14 protein-coding genes and 3 tRNA genes are annotated in these 18,170 nt (G+C 34.0%); 16 read left to right on the top strand and 1 reads right to left on the bottom strand.

The genetic code is table 11. From position 1 onward, the window contains the following. Positions 1 to 54: 54 nt before the first annotated feature. The 14 genes from AWN65_RS09220 to AWN65_RS09155 all read left to right on the top strand — a co-directional run bounded on the left by AWN65_RS09220 (position 55) and on the right by AWN65_RS09155 (position 13,939). Positions 55 to 135: transfer RNA gene (locus AWN65_RS09220), tRNA-Tyr, on the top strand. Between the two features lie 78 nt (positions 136 to 213). Beyond that, positions 214 to 285 (top strand) — tRNA-Thr (locus AWN65_RS09215). A gap of 54 nt (positions 286 to 339) precedes the next feature. After that, the gene (gene tuf, locus AWN65_RS09210; protein ID WP_060382900.1) at positions 340 to 1,527 is read left to right on the top strand and encodes an elongation factor Tu; all 1,188 of its coding nucleotides are present in this window, start codon (positions 340 to 342) and stop codon (positions 1,525 to 1,527) included. Positions 1,528 to 1,584: 57 nt separating this feature from the next. Next, a tRNA-Trp gene (locus tag AWN65_RS09205) sits at positions 1,585 to 1,656 on the top strand. 15 nt (positions 1,657 to 1,671) lie between these two features. Then, positions 1,672 to 1,869, top strand: coding sequence for a preprotein translocase subunit SecE (gene secE, locus AWN65_RS09200; RefSeq protein WP_060382899.1), 198 nt, complete (start codon positions 1,672 to 1,674; stop codon positions 1,867 to 1,869). A 9-nt stretch (positions 1,870 to 1,878) separates the two neighbouring features. After that, complete coding sequence (nusG, locus tag AWN65_RS09195) at positions 1,879 to 2,430, top strand: transcription termination/antitermination protein NusG (RefSeq protein ID WP_060382898.1); 552 nt, start codon at positions 1,879 to 1,881, stop codon at positions 2,428 to 2,430. Positions 2,431 to 2,493: 63 nt separating this feature from the next. Next, positions 2,494 to 2,934 (top strand): 50S ribosomal protein L11, encoded by a 441-nt coding sequence (gene rplK, locus AWN65_RS09190; protein WP_060382897.1) that lies wholly within the window; start codon positions 2,494 to 2,496, stop codon positions 2,932 to 2,934. 6 nt (positions 2,935 to 2,940) lie between these two features. Beyond that, positions 2,941 to 3,630, top strand: coding sequence for a 50S ribosomal protein L1 (rplA, locus tag AWN65_RS09185; protein ID WP_060382896.1), 690 nt, complete (start codon positions 2,941 to 2,943; stop codon positions 3,628 to 3,630). A 25-nt stretch (positions 3,631 to 3,655) separates the two neighbouring features. Beyond that, on the top strand, positions 3,656 to 4,159 hold the full coding sequence (gene rplJ / locus AWN65_RS09180) for a 50S ribosomal protein L10 (RefSeq protein ID WP_060382895.1): 504 nt from the start codon (positions 3,656 to 3,658) through the stop codon (positions 4,157 to 4,159). A 57-nt stretch (positions 4,160 to 4,216) separates the two neighbouring features. Continuing rightward, positions 4,217 to 4,582, top strand: coding sequence for a 50S ribosomal protein L7/L12 (rplL, locus tag AWN65_RS09175; RefSeq protein ID WP_060382894.1), 366 nt, complete (start codon positions 4,217 to 4,219; stop codon positions 4,580 to 4,582). A 262-nt stretch (positions 4,583 to 4,844) separates the two neighbouring features. Beyond that, a complete protein-coding gene (gene rpoB, locus AWN65_RS09170) occupies positions 4,845 to 8,657 on the top strand; it encodes a DNA-directed RNA polymerase subunit beta (RefSeq protein WP_060382893.1) in 3,813 nt (1,270 codons plus the stop codon). A gap of 76 nt (positions 8,658 to 8,733) precedes the next feature. After that, entirely contained in the window at positions 8,734 to 13,038 is a 4,305-nt protein-coding gene (rpoC, locus tag AWN65_RS09165) for a DNA-directed RNA polymerase subunit beta' (RefSeq protein WP_060382892.1), read from the top strand. An 84-nt stretch (positions 13,039 to 13,122) separates the two neighbouring features. Further along, positions 13,123 to 13,398, top strand: coding sequence for a hypothetical protein (locus AWN65_RS09160; RefSeq protein ID WP_060382891.1), 276 nt, complete (start codon positions 13,123 to 13,125; stop codon positions 13,396 to 13,398). Positions 13,399 to 13,624: 226 nt separating this feature from the next. Beyond that, entirely contained in the window at positions 13,625 to 13,939 is a 315-nt protein-coding gene (locus AWN65_RS09155; protein ID WP_060382890.1) for a DUF3467 domain-containing protein, read from the top strand. A 171-nt stretch (positions 13,940 to 14,110) separates the two neighbouring features. Here AWN65_RS09155 and AWN65_RS09150 read toward each other — a convergent pair whose 3' ends face one another. Continuing rightward, complete coding sequence (locus tag AWN65_RS09150) at positions 14,111 to 15,700, bottom strand: peptide chain release factor 3 (RefSeq protein ID WP_060382889.1); 1,590 nt, start codon at positions 15,698 to 15,700, stop codon at positions 14,111 to 14,113. A 124-nt stretch (positions 15,701 to 15,824) separates the two neighbouring features. Between AWN65_RS09150 and AWN65_RS09145 the strand changes: the two genes are divergently transcribed. Both AWN65_RS09145 and AWN65_RS09140 read left to right on the top strand, forming a co-directional pair. After that, positions 15,825 to 17,519 carry a sensor histidine kinase gene (locus tag AWN65_RS09145; protein WP_060382888.1) on the top strand — a complete coding sequence of 565 codons (1,695 nt, stop codon included), beginning with the start codon at positions 15,825 to 15,827 and terminating at the stop codon, positions 17,517 to 17,519. Further along, complete coding sequence (locus tag AWN65_RS09140; protein WP_060382887.1) at positions 17,519 to 18,130, top strand: response regulator transcription factor; 612 nt, start codon at positions 17,519 to 17,521, stop codon at positions 18,128 to 18,130. The genes AWN65_RS09145 and AWN65_RS09140 overlap by 1 nt, the downstream gene beginning before the upstream one ends. Positions 18,131 to 18,170: the final 40 nt, after the last annotated feature.

Here is an 18,170-nt window from a genome sequence, read left to right as displayed (position 1 = left end):
GAAAAAATGTTTTATATTTGCACCTCGAAAACGAAAGCAAAATAAAAATAAGGAGGGGAGATACTCAAGCGGCCAACGAGGACGGACTGTAAATCCGTTGGGAAACCTTCGCAGGTTCGAATCCTGCTCTCCCCACAAATTAAGTTTCAGAGTTTTAAGTTTTGAATTTTATTGTAAATTTGAAAACTTTATTAAGAAACCTAAAACTTTACCGCCGGTGTAGCTCAGGGGTAGAGTGCTTCCTTGGTAAGGAAGAGGTCACGGGTTCAAATCCCGTCATTGGCTCACAAGATTTTTTTGAACACTAATTATTATAACTAAGATTAAAAATTAAGTAAAATGGCAAAAGAAAGTTTTAATCGTTCGAAACCGCACTTAAATATCGGTACTATCGGACACGTAGACCACGGAAAGACTACTTTAACTGCTGCGATCACTAAAGTGTTATCTGATGCAGGTTACTGTCAAGCTAAGTCATTCGACCAAATTGATAACGCTCCAGAAGAGAAAGAAAGAGGTATTACTATTAATACATCTCACGTAGAATATGAAACAGCTAACCGTCACTACGCTCACGTAGACTGTCCAGGTCACGCGGATTACGTTAAAAACATGGTTACTGGTGCTGCGCAGATGGATGGTGCTATTTTAGTGGTTGCTGCTACTGATGGTCCGATGCCGCAAACTCGTGAGCACATCTTATTAGGTCGTCAAGTAGGTATTCCTCGTATCGTTGTTTTCATGAACAAAGTGGATATGGTTGATGATGCTGAGTTATTAGAGTTAGTAGAGATGGAAATCAGAGATTTATTATCTTTCTATGAATATGATGGAGATAATGGTCCAGTTGTTCAAGGTTCTGCTTTAGGTGGATTAAACAACGATCCAAACTGGGTTCCTAAAATCATCGAATTAATGGATGCGGTTGATGCTTGGATTGAAGAGCCAGTTCGTGATAACGAAAAACCATTCTTGATGCCAGTTGAGGACGTATTCACAATTACAGGACGTGGTACAGTTGCTACAGGTCGTATCGAAACAGGTGTTGCTAACACTGGAGATCCAGTTGAAATCATCGGTATGGGTGCTGACAAGTTAACTTCTACTATTACTGGGGTTGAGATGTTCCGTAAAATCTTAGATAGAGGTGAAGCTGGTGATAACGTAGGTTTATTGTTAAGAGGTATTGATAAAGCTGACATCCGTCGTGGTATGGTTATTTGTAAGCCTGGATCAGTTAAGCCACACGCTAAATTTAAAGCAGAGGTTTATATCTTGAAAAAAGAAGAAGGTGGACGTCACACTCCATTCCACAACAACTACCGTCCTCAATTCTACGTACGTACAACTGACGTAACAGGTACTATCTCTTTACCTGAAGGTGTTGAAATGGTAATGCCAGGTGATAACTTAACTATCAATGTTGAGTTACTTCAACCAATCGCTTTATCAGTAGGTTTACGTTTCGCTATCCGTGAAGGAGGTAGAACAGTAGGTGCTGGTCAGGTAACTGAAATCGTTGAATAATTAAATTCACATAAAAACAAGTCAGTGTCGTTTAACGACGACACTGATTTATAACAAACGGGCGTAGTACAAGGGTCAGTATAGTGGTCTCCAAAACCATTGATGGGGGTTCGAATCCCTCCGCCCGTGCAAATAAGGAATATAATGAACAAAGTGACTAATTATATATCAGAAGCTTTTGAAGAGTTTAAGTCAAATGTGACTTGGCCAGGATGGGAAGAGGTTCAAAAACTAACAGTAGTTGTGGCCATCTTCTCTGTCATTTTTGCACTAGCCACTTGGGGCGTTGATGAAATTTTTACTAAAACAATTGAGGGTTTCTTTAATTTGTTAAAAGGATAAAATAAAGTTATGGCTGAAACTAGTGTGAAGAAATGGTATGTTGTAAGGGCTGTAAGTGGTCAAGAAAATAAAGTAAAATCCTACATCGAGCAAGAGATTAATCGTGTAGGAATGGCTGATTATATATCACAAGTATTAGTACCAACTGAAAAAGTGGTAACCGTACGTGATGGTAAGAAAATCAGCAAAGAAAGAGTTTATTTTCCTGGTTATGTAATGATCGAAGCAAATTTAACAGGAGAAATACCTCATATTATAAAATCTATTACAGGTGTAATAGGCTTCTTAGGTGAAGTGAAAGGAGGAGATCCTGTGCCTCTGCGTCAATCAGAAGTTAATAGGATGTTAGGAAAAGTAGATGAATTAGCAACTACTGTAGATCATGGTTCTATACCGTATTCTGTTGGTGAAACAATTAAAGTTATTGATGGACCATTTAATGGATTTAATGGTACTATTGAAAATATAAATGAAGAAAAACGTAAGTTAGAGGTAATGGTTAAAATTTTCGGAAGAAAGACACCTCTAGAATTAAGCTTCGTTCAAGTAGAAAAAGTATAATATTTATTTATATAATTCACATCAATCGCTTCCAATGATCGATGTGCTTAATTTTTTTTTAAAATGGCTAAAGAAGTTAGTAAAGTAGTTAAACTACAAGTAAAGGGAGGTGCTGCGAACCCGTCGCCACCGGTTGGACCTGCTTTGGGAGCTGCTGGGGTTAACATCATGGAGTTCTGTAAGCAGTTCAATGCTAGAACACAAGATAAACCAGGCAAAGTATTACCAGTACAAATTACTGTGTACAAAGACAAATCGTTTGATTTTGTTGTAAAAACTCCACCTGCTGCTATCCAATTATTAGAAGCTGCAAAAATTAAATCAGGATCTGGGCAACCAAATCGTAAAAAAGTTGCTAGCGTTTCTTGGGATCAAATTAAAACGATCGCTGAAGACAAAATGCCTGATTTAAATGCTTTCACAATTGAAAAAGCAATGAGCATGATAGCTGGAACAGCTAGATCTATGGGTATTACTGTAACTGGAGATTCTCCTTTAAACTAAGAGAAAATGGCAAAATTAACGAAAAAGCAAAAAGTTGCTGCTTCTAAAATTGAGAAGAATAAAGCTTATTCTTTAAAAGATGCTTCTGCATTAATCAAAGAAGTTGCTTCTGCAAAATTTGATGAATCAGTTGATATCGCTGTTAAATTAGGAGTAGACCCTCGTAAAGCGAATCAAATGGTGAGAGGTGTGTGTTCATTACCACACGGTACAGGTAAAGACGTAAGAGTATTAGCTTTAGTGACTCCAGATAAAGAAGCTGAAGCAAAAGCTGCTGGTGCTGACCATGTAGGCTTAGATGAATACTTACAAAAAATTAAAGACGGTTGGACAGATGTTGATGTAATCATCACTATGCCAGCTGTAATGGGTAAATTAGGTCCATTAGGTCGTATTTTAGGTCCTCGTGGTTTAATGCCAAACCCGAAAACAGGTACTGTAACTATGGAAGTAGGAAAGGCAGTAGAAGAGGTGAAATCTGGAAAAATTGACTTTAAAGTTGATAAAACAGGTATCGTTCACGCTGCTATCGGTAAAGTTTCTTTTGATGCTCAAAAAATTCAAGAGAACGCTCACGAAATTATTCAAACATTAATTAAATTAAAACCAACTGCTGCAAAAGGTACTTATATTAAGTCTATCCACTTATCAAGTACTATGAGTCCAGCTATTGCTTTAGATCCTAAAGCAGTGTAATTGGTAGTTAAAAAAATTTAGTATCATGACTAGAGAAGAAAAATCATTAGCGATTCAAGATTTAACTGCACAGTTAGCTGGAACAAATATCGTTTATTTAGCAGATATTTCTGGTTTAAATGCAGAAACTACTTCAAATTTAAGAAAAGCTTGTTACAAAGCAGGTATTAAATTAGAAGTTGTTAAAAATACTTTACTTGCTAAAGCAATGGAAGCTTCTGATAAAGAATTTGGTGAATTACCAACTACTTTAAAAGGAAATACTTCAATATTAATTGCTGACATTGCTAATGCTCCAGCTAAAGTAATTAAAGAATTCCGCAAAAAAGGTGACAAACCTTTATTGAAAGGAGCTTATATCAATGAAGAAGTATATATCGGTGATAAAGAATTAGAATCCTTAGCAGCTCTTAAATCGAAAGAAGAAGTTATCGGAGACATCATCGGATTATTACAATCGCCAGCTAAACGAATCATTTCTGCTTTACTTAACAACGCAGAGCAAAAAGGTGAAGAAACAGCTGAATAATTAGCGCACTAATTAAATTATATAAATTTTACAAATCATTTAAAAAAGATAGAAAAAATGGCAGATTTGAAACAATTCGCAGAACAATTAGTAAATTTAACAGTTAAAGAAGTAAATGAATTAGCTGCAATCTTAAAAGATGACTACGGTATCGAGCCTGCTGCTGCTGCAGTTGTTATGGCTGGTCCTGCTGCTGAAGCTGCTGCTGAGCAAACAGAATTTACAGTAGTATTAAAAGAAGCTGGAGCTTCTAAATTAGGAGTAGTAAAAGCTGTTAAAGAATTAACAGGTTTAGGATTAAAAGAAGCTAAAGATTTAGTAGATTCAACTCCTGCTAACGTTAAAGAAGGTGTTTCTAAAGATGAAGCTGAAGGCTTGAAAAAAGCTTTAGAAGAAGCTGGAGCTGTAGTTGAGCTTAAATAATTATACATAGTATAAATTATAGGTTTAGACCTTGAGTAAACCACTCAAAGGTCTAAACCATTTTTTCGTATAATATCTTTATTTATTTATAAAATAATACTTATACGAATTTTAACCCAACACGAAGAAAGAAACTAAAGTTTATCAATACGCTTGTTTTCAAAAGATGTGTAAGGTTATAAATAAAAAAGTATTGATCGTTTAAAATGTTAAATAGACTAACAGAAAATTACTTTTTTTTTAATCATAATTTTGTCCATAGATGATATTAAATCATACTGAAAGATTGAATTTTGCCTCGACAAAAAACATTCCTAACTATCCAGACTTTTTGGATGTTCAAGTGAAGTCGTTCAAGGATTTCTTTCAATTAGAAACGAAATCTGATGAAAGAGGCAACGAGGGGTTGTACAACACCTTTATGGAAAACTTTCCAATCACTGATACGCGTAATCAGTTCGTATTAGAATTCTTAGATTATTTTGTTGATCCTCCTCGTTATACAATTGAAGAATGTATAGACAGAGGTCTTACATACAGTGTGCCACTTAAAGCACGTCTGAAATTATACTGTACTGATCCAGAACACGAAGATTTTGAAACTATCGTTCAGGATGTATATTTAGGTACTATCCCTTATATGACACCAAGCGGTACCTTTGTTATTAATGGTGCAGAACGTGTAGTGGTTTCTCAGTTACACCGTTCGCCTGGTGTATTCTTTGGTCAATCTTTCCATGCCAATGGTACAAAATTATACTCTGCCAGAGTAATTCCTTTTAAAGGATCTTGGATTGAATTCGCTACGGATATCAACAGCGTAATGTACGCATATATCGATAGAAAGAAAAAACTACCAGTAACAACGCTTTTCCGTGCAATTGGTTTTGAGCGTGATAAAGATATTTTAGAAATCTTCGATCTTGCTGAAGAAATTAAAGTGTCTAAATCAGGTTTAAAGAAATATATTGGACGTCGTTTAGCTGCACGTGTATTAAACACTTGGCATGAGGACTTCGTAGACGAGGATACTGGTGAAGTGGTATCTATCGAGCGTAACGAAATTATCTTAGATCGTGATACGCTTTTAGATAAAGACAATGTAGAAGAAATTGTTGATGCTAATGTAAAATCTATCTTATTGCACAAAGAAGATTTAAATACTGCTGACTATTCAATCATTCACAATACATTACAAAAAGACCCTACAAACTCAGAAAAAGAGGCTGTAGAACACATCTACCGTCAGTTACGTAACGCTGAACCACCAGATGAAGAAACAGCTCGTGGTATTATCGAGAAATTATTCTTCTCTGACCAACGTTATAACTTAGGTGATGTAGGTCGTTACAGAATGAACAAAAAATTAGGTCTTGATATTCCTATGGATAAGCAAGTGCTTACTAAAGAAGATATCATTACCATTGTAAAATATTTAATTGAGTTAATTAACTCAAAAGCTGAGATTGATGATATTGACCACTTATCTAACCGTCGTGTACGTACAGTAGGGGAACAATTATCGGCTCAGTTTGGCGTTGGTTTAGCGCGTATGGCGCGTACTATTCGTGAACGTATGAACGTTCGTGATAACGAGGTGTTTACACCTATAGATTTGATTAATGCCAAGACATTGTCTTCAGTAATCAACTCTTTCTTCGGTACGAACCAGTTATCTCAGTTTATGGATCAAACAAATCCATTAGCAGAGATTACACACAAACGTCGTTTATCAGCTTTAGGACCTGGAGGTTTATCTAGAGAGAGAGCAGGTTTCGAGGTGCGTGACGTTCACTATACACACTACGGTCGTTTATGTCCTATTGAAACTCCAGAGGGACCAAACATTGGTCTTATCTCTTCATTAGGGGTGTATGCTAAAGTTAACGGAATGGGATTCATTGAAACACCTTACCGTAAAGTAGAAGACGGAAAAGTAGATTTAGTTTCAGAACCTGTTTATTTAAGTGCTGAAGAAGAAGAAGGAAAGTTAATAGCACAAGCTAACATCGAAATGGATGACACAGGAGTAATTACTACTGATAAAGTAATTGTTCGTGAGGAAGGAGATTTCCCTGTAGTAGAACCAAATGCCGTTCATTATACAGACGTTGCTCCTAACCAGATTGCTTCTATTTCAGCTTCCTTAATTCCTTTCTTAGAGCACGATGATGCGAACCGTGCGTTGATGGGATCAAACATGATGCGTCAGGCCGTACCATTGTTACGTCCTGAATCTCCAATTGTTGGTACGGGATTAGAACGTCAAGTAGCTTCCGACTCAAGAGTATTAATTAATGCTGAAGGAAATGGAGTTGTTGAGTATGTAGATGCCGATAAAATCACGATTAAGTACGAAAGAACAGATGTTGAAAGAGCAGTAAGCTTTGATCCAGATGAAAAAACATACCAATTAATTAAGTTCCGTAAAACGAACCAAAGTACTACTATCAACTTAAAACCAATTGTAAGAAAAGGTGACAAAGTTGTGAAAGGACAAGTACTTTGTGAAGGTTATGCAACACAAAATGGTGAATTAGCACTTGGTAGAAATTTACAAGTAGCCTTCATGCCTTGGAAAGGATACAACTTCGAGGATGCAATTGTAATTTCTGAAAAAGTAGTTCGTGATGATATCTTTACATCAATCCATATTGATGACTATTCATTAGAAGTTCGTGATACAAAATTAGGTAACGAAGAATTAACAAATGATATACCAAACGTATCAGAAGAAGCTACTAAAGATTTAGATGAAAACGGTATGATTAGAATTGGTGCCGAGGTGAAACCTGGTGATATTCTAATCGGTAAAATTACACCTAAAGGAGAATCTGATCCTACTCCAGAAGAGAAATTATTAAGAGCTATCTTCGGAGATAAAGCAGGTGATGTAAAAGATGCTTCATTAAAAGCATCTCCTTCATTACATGGTGTTGTTTTAGATAAAAAATTATTTGCAAGAGTTGTAAAAGACAAGCGTAAGCGCTCTGCTGAAAAAGATGAGTTAGCAGCTCTTGAAATGGAATATGAAACAAAATTTGTTGAATTAAAGGATCGTTTAATAGATAAATTATTCTTGATAGTTGATGGTAAAACCTCTCAAGGTGTAATGAATGATTTAGGTGAAGAAGTACTACCAAAAGGTAAGAAATACACTAAAAAAATGTTACAAGCAGTTGAGGATTTTGCACACTTAACAAAAGGACAGTGGGTTGCTGATGACGAGACAAATGAAATGGTTAATGACTTAATTCACAATTATAAGATTAAGTTAAATGACCTTCAAGGAGCTTTACGTCGTGAGAAATTTACTATTACAGTGGGTGACGAGTTACCATCAGGTATTCTAAAATTAGCAAAAGTTTATATCGCTAAGAAACGTAAACTAAAAGTGGGTGATAAGATGGCAGGTCGTCACGGTAACAAAGGTATTGTGGCTCGTATCGTTCGTCAAGAAGATATGCCATTCCTAGAAGATGGAACACCTGTAGACATCGTATTGAATCCACTAGGGGTACCTTCGCGTATGAACATTGGTCAGATTTATGAAACGGTATTAGGTTGGGCAGGTAAAAAATTAGGTAGAAAATATGCTACTCCAATTTTTGACGGTGCTTCTCTCGATGAAATCAACGCTTTAACTGACGAAGCTGGTGTGCCAAGATTTGGTCATACTTATTTATACGATGGTGGTACAGGAGAACGTTTCCATCAGCCAGCTACCGTAGGTGTTATCTATATGTTGAAGTTAGGTCACATGGTTGATGATAAAATGCACGCTCGTTCTATTGGTCCTTACTCATTAATCACGCAACAACCATTAGGAGGTAAAGCTCAATTTGGTGGTCAGCGTTTTGGAGAGATGGAGGTTTGGGCACTTGAAGCTTATGGAGCATCAAGTACGTTACGTGAAATCTTGACTGTGAAGTCCGATGACGTAATAGGTAGAGCGAAAACTTACGAAGCAATCGTTAAAGGTGAAACTATGCCAGAACCAGGATTACCTGAATCATTCAATGTATTAATGCACGAATTAAAAGGTCTTGGTTTAGACATCAGATTAGAAGAATAAATCAGTAGTTCGTTTCAGCCATAGAATACTGTGGCTGAAGCAAACACTAAAACTGAAAACTTTTAAAAAATCGACTATGACAACAAATAGAAATAAAGATAAAAATACCATCAAACGATTCAATCAAATCTCTATCGGTTTGGCATCGCCAGAATCTATCTTGGCTGAATCTCGTGGAGAAGTATTAAAACCTGAAACTATCAATTATCGTACACATAAACCTGAGCGTGATGGTTTATTCTGTGAGCGTATCTTCGGTCCTGTAAAAGACTATGAATGTGCTTGTGGTAAATACAAAAGAATCCGTTATAAAGGAATTGTTTGTGACCGTTGTGGGGTTGAAGTTACAGAAAAGAAAGTACGTCGTGACCGTGTAGGACATATTAATTTAGTAGTGCCTATTGCTCATATTTGGTATTTCCGTTCGTTACCTAACAAAATTGGTTACATATTAGGATTACCATCTAAGAAATTAGATATGATCATTTATTATGAGCGTTACGTAGTAATCCAAGCAGGTATTGCTAAAAATGCTGAAGGGGAATCATTACAAGCAATGGATTTCTTAACAGAAGAAGAATACTTGAATATTTTAGATTCTCTTCCATTAGAAAATTTATATTTAGATGACAATGATCCTAATAAATTCATCGCTAAAATGGGTGCTGAATGTATTATGGATCTATTAGCGCGCGTTGATTTAGATTCGCTATCTTATCAATTGCGTCACGCAGCTAATAATGAAACATCTAAACAAAGAAAAACGGAAGCTTTAAAACGTCTTCAAGTAGTTGAGTCTTTCCGTGAAGCAAATCTAAACAGAGAGAACTTACCTGAGTGGATGATCTTAAAAGTAATTCCAGTTATTCCACCTGAATTACGCCCATTAGTGCCACTTGATGGTGGACGTTTTGCAACGTCTGACTTGAATGACTTATATCGTCGTGTAATTATTCGTAACAATCGTTTAAAACGATTAATGGAAATCAAAGCGCCTGAAGTAATCTTACGTAACGAAAAACGTATGTTACAAGAAGCGGTTGACTCGTTATTCGATAATACAAGAAAAGCTTCTGCTGTTAAAACAGAATCTAACAGACCACTAAAATCATTATCTGACTCGTTAAAAGGTAAACAAGGACGTTTCCGTCAAAACTTATTAGGTAAACGTGTTGACTATTCTGCTCGTTCGGTAATTGTCGTTGGGCCTGAGTTAAAAATGTATGAGTGTGGTTTGCCAAAAGATATGGCTGCTGAGCTTTACAAACCTTTCGTAATCCGTAAATTGATTGAAAGAGGTATTGTAAAAACAGTTAAGTCGGCTAAGAAAATCATTGATAAAAAAGAGCCTGTAGTATGGGATATCTTAGAAAATGTAATCAAAGGACACCCAGTATTACTTAACCGTGCTCCTACGCTTCACCGTTTAGGTATTCAGGCATTCCAACCTAAGTTAATTGAAGGAAAAGCAATCCAGTTACACCCGTTAACATGTACGGCATTCAACGCCGACTTTGATGGTGACCAGATGGCGGTTCACTTACCATTAGGACCAGAAGCAATCCTTGAAGCGCAATTATTGATGTTAGGTTCTCACAATATCTTGAACCCTGCAAATGGTGCTCCTATTACGGTTCCATCTCAGGACATGGTTCTTGGGTTGTATTATATGACAAAAGAACGTTTGTCAACACCTGAATTAACAATTAAAGGAGAAGGTCTAACTTTCTATTCTGCTGAAGAAGTACATATAGCATTAAATGAAGGACGTTTAGAATTAAATGCTCGTATAAAAGTAAGAGCCAAAGACTTCAATGAAAATGGAGAATTAACATATCAAATTATCCAGACAACAGCAGGACGTGTATTATTCAATGAAGTAGTACCTGAAGAAGCTGGTTATATCAATGAGGTATTGACTAAAAAATCACTTCGTGATATTATCGGAAAAATTTTAGCAGTTACCAATGTGCCTACAACAGCAGCCTTCTTAGATAATATGAAGGATATGGGGTATGGATTTGCATTCAAAGGAGGATTGTCATTCTCTTTAGGAGATATTAAGATTCCTGACCAAAAACAATCATTAATTACAGAGGCTAGAGAACAAGTAGAGGTAATCTCTATGAACTATAACATGGGTCTTATTACAAATAATGAACGTTACAATCAGGTAATTGATATTTGGACTTCTGCCAATGCACAATTGACAGAGGCGGCTATGAAAAATATCCGTGAGGATCAACAAGGTTTCAACTCGGTATACATGATGCTTGATTCTGGAGCCCGTGGTTCGAAAGAGCAGATTCGTCAGTTAACCGGTATGCGTGGTTTGATGGCTAAGCCTAAAAAATCAACTGCTGGGGGTGGTGAAATTATTGAAAACCCGATTTTATCGAACTTTAAGGAAGGATTATCTATCTTAGAATACTTCATCTCTACACACGGTGCTCGTAAAGGTCTTGCGGATACGGCGTTAAAAACAGCGGATGCAGGTTACTTAACACGTCGTTTACATGACGTTGCTCAAGATGTAATTGTAAATCAAGTAGATTGCGGTACATTAAGAGGAGTTGAAGTAACAGCTTTAAAGAAAAATGAAGATATAGTAGAAAGTTTAGGTGAACGTATCTTAGGACGCGTGGCGTTACAAGATGTAGTAAATCCTTTAACTTCTGAAGTTTTAGTAGCTGCAGGTAGTGAAATCACAGAAGCAATCGTTAGAGAGATTGAAGCTTCTCCAATTGAGGCAGTAGAAGTACGTTCTCCGTTAACTTGTGAGGCTACAAAAGGAATCTGTGCTAAATGTTACGGTCGTAACTTAGCAACAGGTAAGATGACTCAAAAAGGCGAAGCGGTAGGTGTAATTGCAGCACAATCAATCGGTGAGCCAGGTACACAGTTAACGCTTCGTACGTTCCACGTTGGAGGGGTTGCTGGAGGTATTTCTGAAGAATCTAGTATCATTGCTAAATTCCCTGGACGTTTAGAAATTGAAGATTTAAAAACAGTTAAAGGGGAAGATGCAGATGGAGAAGAAGTTGATATCGTAATTTCTCGTTCTACAGAATTAAAATTAGTAGACGAAAACACAGGTATTTTATTAAGTACTCACAATATTCCTTATGGTTCGAGTATTTTTGTAAAGGATGGTGAGGTAGTAGCTAAAGGCGATACAATTTGTAAATGGGATCCTTATAATGGGGTAATCATCTCTGAATTTACAGGTAAAGTTGGCTATGAAGATTTAGAACAAGGACAATCATACTTAGTTGAAATAGATGAGCAAACTGGTTTCCAAGAAAAAGTAATTTCTGAAGCTAGAAATAAAAAATTAATTCCAACGTTACATATTTATGGAAACGATGGAGAATTAATTCGTTCTTACAATTTACCAGTAGGTGCTCACTTAATGGTAGAAGATGGAGAAAAAATTAAATCAGGTAAAGTATTAGTAAAAATTCCACGTCGTTCGTCTAAAGCAGGTGATATTACAGGAGGTTTACCAAGAATTACAGAATTACTTGAAGCTCGTAATCCTTCTAATCCAGCAGTGGTATCTGAAATTGATGGTGTTGTATCATTCGGAAAAATTAAAAGAGGTAACCGTGAAATCGTTATTGAGTCTAAATTTGGTGAAATAAAGAAATATCTAGTAAAACTTTCTAATCAAATTTTAGTACAAGAAAATGACTTCGTAAGAGCGGGTATGCCTTTATCTGATGGAGCAATAACACCAGACGATATTTTAAGAATTAAAGGGCCATCAGCTGTACAACAATATTTAGTAAATGAAATTCAAGAAGTTTACCGTTTACAAGGGGTAAAAATCAACGATAAACACTTTGAAGTGGTTATTCGTCAAATGATGAGAAAAGTACAAGTAAATGATCCTGGAGATACATTATTCCTAGAAGAGCAATTGATTCATACGAAAGATTTTATTGAAGAAAATGATAAATTATATGGTATGAAAGTGGTGGAAGATGCAGGAGACTCTGTTAATCTAAAACCAGGACAAATCGTTACTCCAAGACAATTACGTGATGAAAATTCATTGTTAAAACGAGAAGATAAAGATTTAGTTGTGGCTCGAGATGTAATTACAGCAACAGCTACTCCAATTCTTCAAGGTATTACAAGAGCTTCGTTACAAACTAAATCATTTATTTCAGCAGCTTCGTTCCAAGAAACAACAAAAGTGTTAAATGAAGCAGCCGTAGCTGGAAAAATTGATACTTTAGAAGGTCTTAAAGAAAATGTAATTGTAGGTCACAGAATCCCAGCTGGTACAGGTATGAGAGACTATGATAATACAATTGTAGGTTCTAAAGAAGAGTATGATGAATTAATGATTACTAAAGAAGAATATAATTTCTAATTTATTTAATGATAAATTTTAAAAGCTGTTCAGTGATGAACAGCTTTTTTTATTCTTAATTTATACATTTGTAAAAAAAAACTTATGGAACTAGAAGGTAAAAACATAGCTTCCGAAATTAAAAGACAAGTTGAAAATGGTTTTTCAAAGAAAGGAATTATTCAAAATCTATTATCTATGGGGTATAGTCAATCTGATATTGATAAGGCCTTAAAAGGTATTGATATTCCTGAGCCAGTTTACAATAGAGGGTCATCGGAAGAGAATTACGGAGGTGTAACGACTAAGCAAATGATCACTGGTGCAATAGTTGCAATTCTTATTATTTTTAGAATAATAAGAATTATTTCTAGAATCTAATGAATCAAAATTAAGAGAAACAGGTATTGGAAATAGATGAAATGTATTTGTTTTTAGTATTGTATTTATGAGAAACAACTATAAAATGATTAATAGGTTTTCAAGAAGAATGTAAATTCAATAATTTGAGTATTCTACTAAATATAAATCCGAACCGTGTAAACTCTTGAAATTTTTTTACTATTATTGTTCTAATAATACTGCGTAACATTTAAATAAAAATATAATGAACAATCTTAATCAAGAGCAAGAGGGACAGATAAATATAGAATTAGATGAGACAATTGCTGAAGGAACTTATTCTAACCTAGCTATAATTAATCATTCTGATACAGAGTTTGTAGTAGATTTTATTAATATTATGCCAGGTATGCCAAAGGCAAAGGTAAAATCTAGGATTGTATTAACTCCTGAGCATGCTAAGCGTCTAACTCAAGCTTTAATAGAAAATATTCACCGATTTGAAAATACACATGGAGATATTAAAGAGAGTGAACAACCTCAAATTCCTTTAAATTTTGGTCCTACAGGAAAAGCATAATAAAAACTGTTATTCCCTGTAGTAAATGATTTATTTAGTATGATTTAACAGCAAAAGGCGGTTCAAAAAAGATAATCTGATTTTATGTTCGTTTTATCTGACTTTCTATTTGATAAAAAGAATATTCTTAAGCTTTTTTGAACCGCTTTATTTTAGTTTTAATTCCCCGTTTTATTCAAATTCAGAAGTGAAATGTAATTTAACACTTGGGTATTTTTGTTGAGTCATTTGAATTGAAAAATCAGAATCAGCCAAGAAAACCATTTGACCATATTTATCTTTTGCTAAAAATTTTTGTTTAATACGTTTAAATTCTGCAAATTCTTCGTTTTTAGGGTCATCAGGTTGAATCCAACAAGCTTTAAAAGCAGGGAAGTTCTCATAAGTACATTTAGCACCATATTCATGTTCTAATCTGTATTGTATTACTTCGTATTGAAGTGCTCCTACAGTACCAATTACTTTTCTTCCATTCATTTCAAGAGTAAATAATTGAGCTACTCCTTCGTCCATTAATTGATCAACTCCTTTTTCTAATTGTTTTGCTTTTAAAGGATCTGCGTTGTTTATATAACGGAAATGAAGAGGGGAAAAACTAGGAATTCCTTTAAAATTCATTTGTTCTCCTTCTGTAAGGGTATCGCCAATTTTAAAGTTTCCAGTATCATGTAAGCCTACAATGTCGCCAGGGTATGATATGTCTACAATCTCTTTTTTCTCAGCAAAAAAAGCATTTGGACTAGAAAATTTTAAATTTTTACCATGACGAACATGTAAATAAGGTTTATTTCTTTCAAAAGTTCCTGAAACGATTTTAATAAATGCCAAACGGTCCCTATGTTTAGGATCCATATTGGCATGTATTTTAAATACAAATCCTGAAAATTTATTTTCATCAGGTTTTACTTCTCGAGTATCTGAATGTTTAGGTCTAGGAGAAGGGGCAATTTCAATAAAACAATCGAGTAACTCACGAACACCAAAGTTATTTAATGCAGAACCAAAAAATACAGGTTGTAAATCGCCTTTTAGATATGCGTTACGATCAAAAGAAGGATATACTTCTTCAATAAGTTCTAGTTCTTCCCTTAATTTAAGAGCTGCTTTTTCTCCTATTATTTTTTCTAACTCAGGGTTGTTAACATCTTCAAATGCAATGGTTTCTTCAATGTTTTTTCTGCTATCGCCTTCAAATAAATTAATGTTTTTTTCCCAGATGTTATAAATTCCTTGGAAATCATACCCCATACCTATGGGGAAACTTAGTGGTGTAACATGAAGACCTAATTTTTTTTCTACTTCATCCATTAGGTCAAAAGCATCTTTACCTTCTCGATCTAATTTGTTAATGAAAACAATCATTGGGATATTACGCATTCGACAAACTTCAACTAATTTTACCGTTTGTTCTTCAACCCCTTTAGCCACATCAACTACAACAATAACACTATCAACAGCGGTTAGTGTTCTAAAAGTATCTTCAGCAAAATCCTTGTGACCTGGCGTATCAAGAATGTTAATTTTTTTGTCTTTATAATTAAAAGCTAATACTGAAGTGGCTACAGAAATTCCTCTCTGACGTTCAATTTCCATAAAGTCAGAAGTAGCTCCTTTCTTGATTTTATTACTTTTTACAGCTCCAGCTTCTTGAATAGCTCCTCCAAAAAGTAGGAGTTTTTCAGTTAAAGTAGTCTTCCCCGCATCGGGGTGCGATATGATTCCAAATGTTCTTCGGCGTTGTATTTCAGTGTTGAAACTCATTGTTAAAAGAAAAAATTAAGTATTTTTGCGTTAAATAAATGTAAAAAACTTGCTTTTTTTTAAAAATTTGAATTGTAATTTTTTGTTAAAAAAGCCTGCAAGTCTGCAAAATTAATAAATAAACATGAATAAGCTTCAAAATAAATCTTACTTAAGTCTTATTGTAATACTTTTATTGCAAATACTATTTTTTTATTTAGTTTTTTTGGAATATAAAGGGGAAAAACAATTGTTGGTAATTACAAAAGAAGATAAAGTTGATAGAAAATTTAAAGACAAAGCACAAAAGCTTTCAGATTTGATCGAAGGAACTCAGTTATACTTCAATAAATATATTCTTTTTAGAGAATTGCCAGATTTGAAAAAATATAACGAAAGTCTTGTTTTAATGGCTAAACATTTGAACGATCTTATCACGGATCATAATCAAAGTGTAAAACTAAAAGAGAAGATTAAAAAAAACGTAACTCTTAATCAAAACTTAATTGATTTAAAGCAAAAAACAGATTCAATAATAAATGAACGTGCAACAATTTCTGAACAAGTCAATTTAGATGAATTCTTAAAGCCAAGTAATTATAAGTTTGAAGATGTTTTAAACAGTGTAGAATTTGAAACAGACAAAAAAGTTGATAGCGTAAAGAAAAAAGGTTTGTTTTCTAGGCTAGGCAGTGCCTTAAAAGGACAAAATGATATACAAAAAGAACAAATTAATAGTATACTACGTCTTAAATTTGGTAAAAAAGTAGTTTCAGGAGATATCAAACAACAATTTAAAAATGTTTTATTAGAATCTCAAAGACATTATAATAAACAATTTGGAGCTCTTGGTAAAAGTTTGTCTAATATTAAAAGAGCAGAAAAGAAATTAATTCAGAAAAATCAAACACTAGTTTCTTCTTATCGTCAAGTAAATGATAATTTAAGATTAATGATAGATGACGTATTAGATGATAATTCAGTAAAAATAGATAAACAAGCTAAAGTGAATAAAGAAGTTCGTTTCTATTTAATTATGACCGTTATGATCTTAATCTTATTTATGTTATTTGTGTTATTAAAATACATAAGAGATACATTTAAGGTTAAAAGAAAATTATCCGAAGCAAAAGACCAAATAACAAAAGATTTATTTTTGAAAAATCGTATTATTTCAACATTAACCCATGAAATAAAAACACCTGTAAGCATTATTAATTTATATGGGGCATTTATGGGAAATAAAAATAAAGATACAGAATTAAAGGAGTTTTTTGATACTGTAGTTTACACCTCCAATACATTAACTCATATATCCAATCAAGCAGTAGAATTGGTGAAAAATGATGAAGGAGAGATAAAATTGAAATTGGAAGAAGTTAATATGTTTGATGAAACAACAGCAATTATTAATTCATTAAAAATTTTTGCTTCCTCAAAGAATATTGATTTAGTTTTTAAAAATGAACTACCTGCCAGTTATATTGTACAATACGATAAAGCCAAGTTTTATCAGTTAGTTTACAATATAGTTGGTAATGCAGTAAAATTTGCGAAATCAAAAATTGAAATTATAGCAAAATTGGAAAAAAACGGAGAAATACAATCCTTTTCTTTTACAGTAAAAGATGATGGAATAGGAATTTCAAAAGAAGAAAAAGAAAAAATATTTGATTTAGAGTATCAAAGCAAGAATAATAAGTCTGTCGATGCCTTAAGTCTCGGATTGGGGTTGTATTTGTGTAAAAATATTATAAAAGCAAGTAATGGCACAATTTCTGTTGAAAGTGAAATAAATAAAGGAAGTCAAATTAAGTTTAATCTGAATTTTAAAAAATAATGAATATAAAAGGAGAAAAGAAAATTTTGATTGCAGATGATCATGCAGTAGTGTGCCGTGGGATAGAAGTATTGGTGAGACCTGCATTTGAGAAAGCAGTATTTTCTTATGCTAATTCAATTCAACAAGTTTTAGAGACAATAGAACAAAATCAATACGACGTTCTATTGTTAGATGTAAATTATGCCGATGGAAATTTAACTCAAAAGATTTCTGAAATCAGAGCGAAATCAGCTCAAGCAAAGATTGTTGTTTTTACGAGTGGATTATCATTTAAAGAATTTAATATTTTAAAAAAAGAAGTAAACGCCATTCTAACCAAACAGTCAGAAGCATCTGCTTTTATACATACACTCGAAACGGTTTTTAATACAGGAGGCTTTGTAAGTTCACCCCTAAATGAAGAAAAAGTAAAAAGGCTTGAAACACTTACAGAAAGAGAACTCGATATATTAGAATGTATGTTAAGTGGTATGGGAAATAAAGAAATGGTATACCATTTAGATATAAAAGAATCAACCATATCAACCTTACGTAAAAGGATTTTAGGTAAATTAGATCTCACGAATAATGTTGAATTATTAAATTATTTCACAGAAAATATTTTGTAAAATTCTACTTTATACTGTTGAATAAAAGTTAGAATTTGAA

Origin of the sequence: Flavobacterium covae (assembly GCF_001534645.1) — a bacterium.
Lineage (GTDB): Bacteria > Bacteroidota > Bacteroidia > Flavobacteriales > Flavobacteriaceae > Flavobacterium > Flavobacterium covae.
The sequence above is the reverse complement of the archived record's forward strand: the minus strand, read 5'-3'. Positions and strand labels throughout refer to the sequence as shown.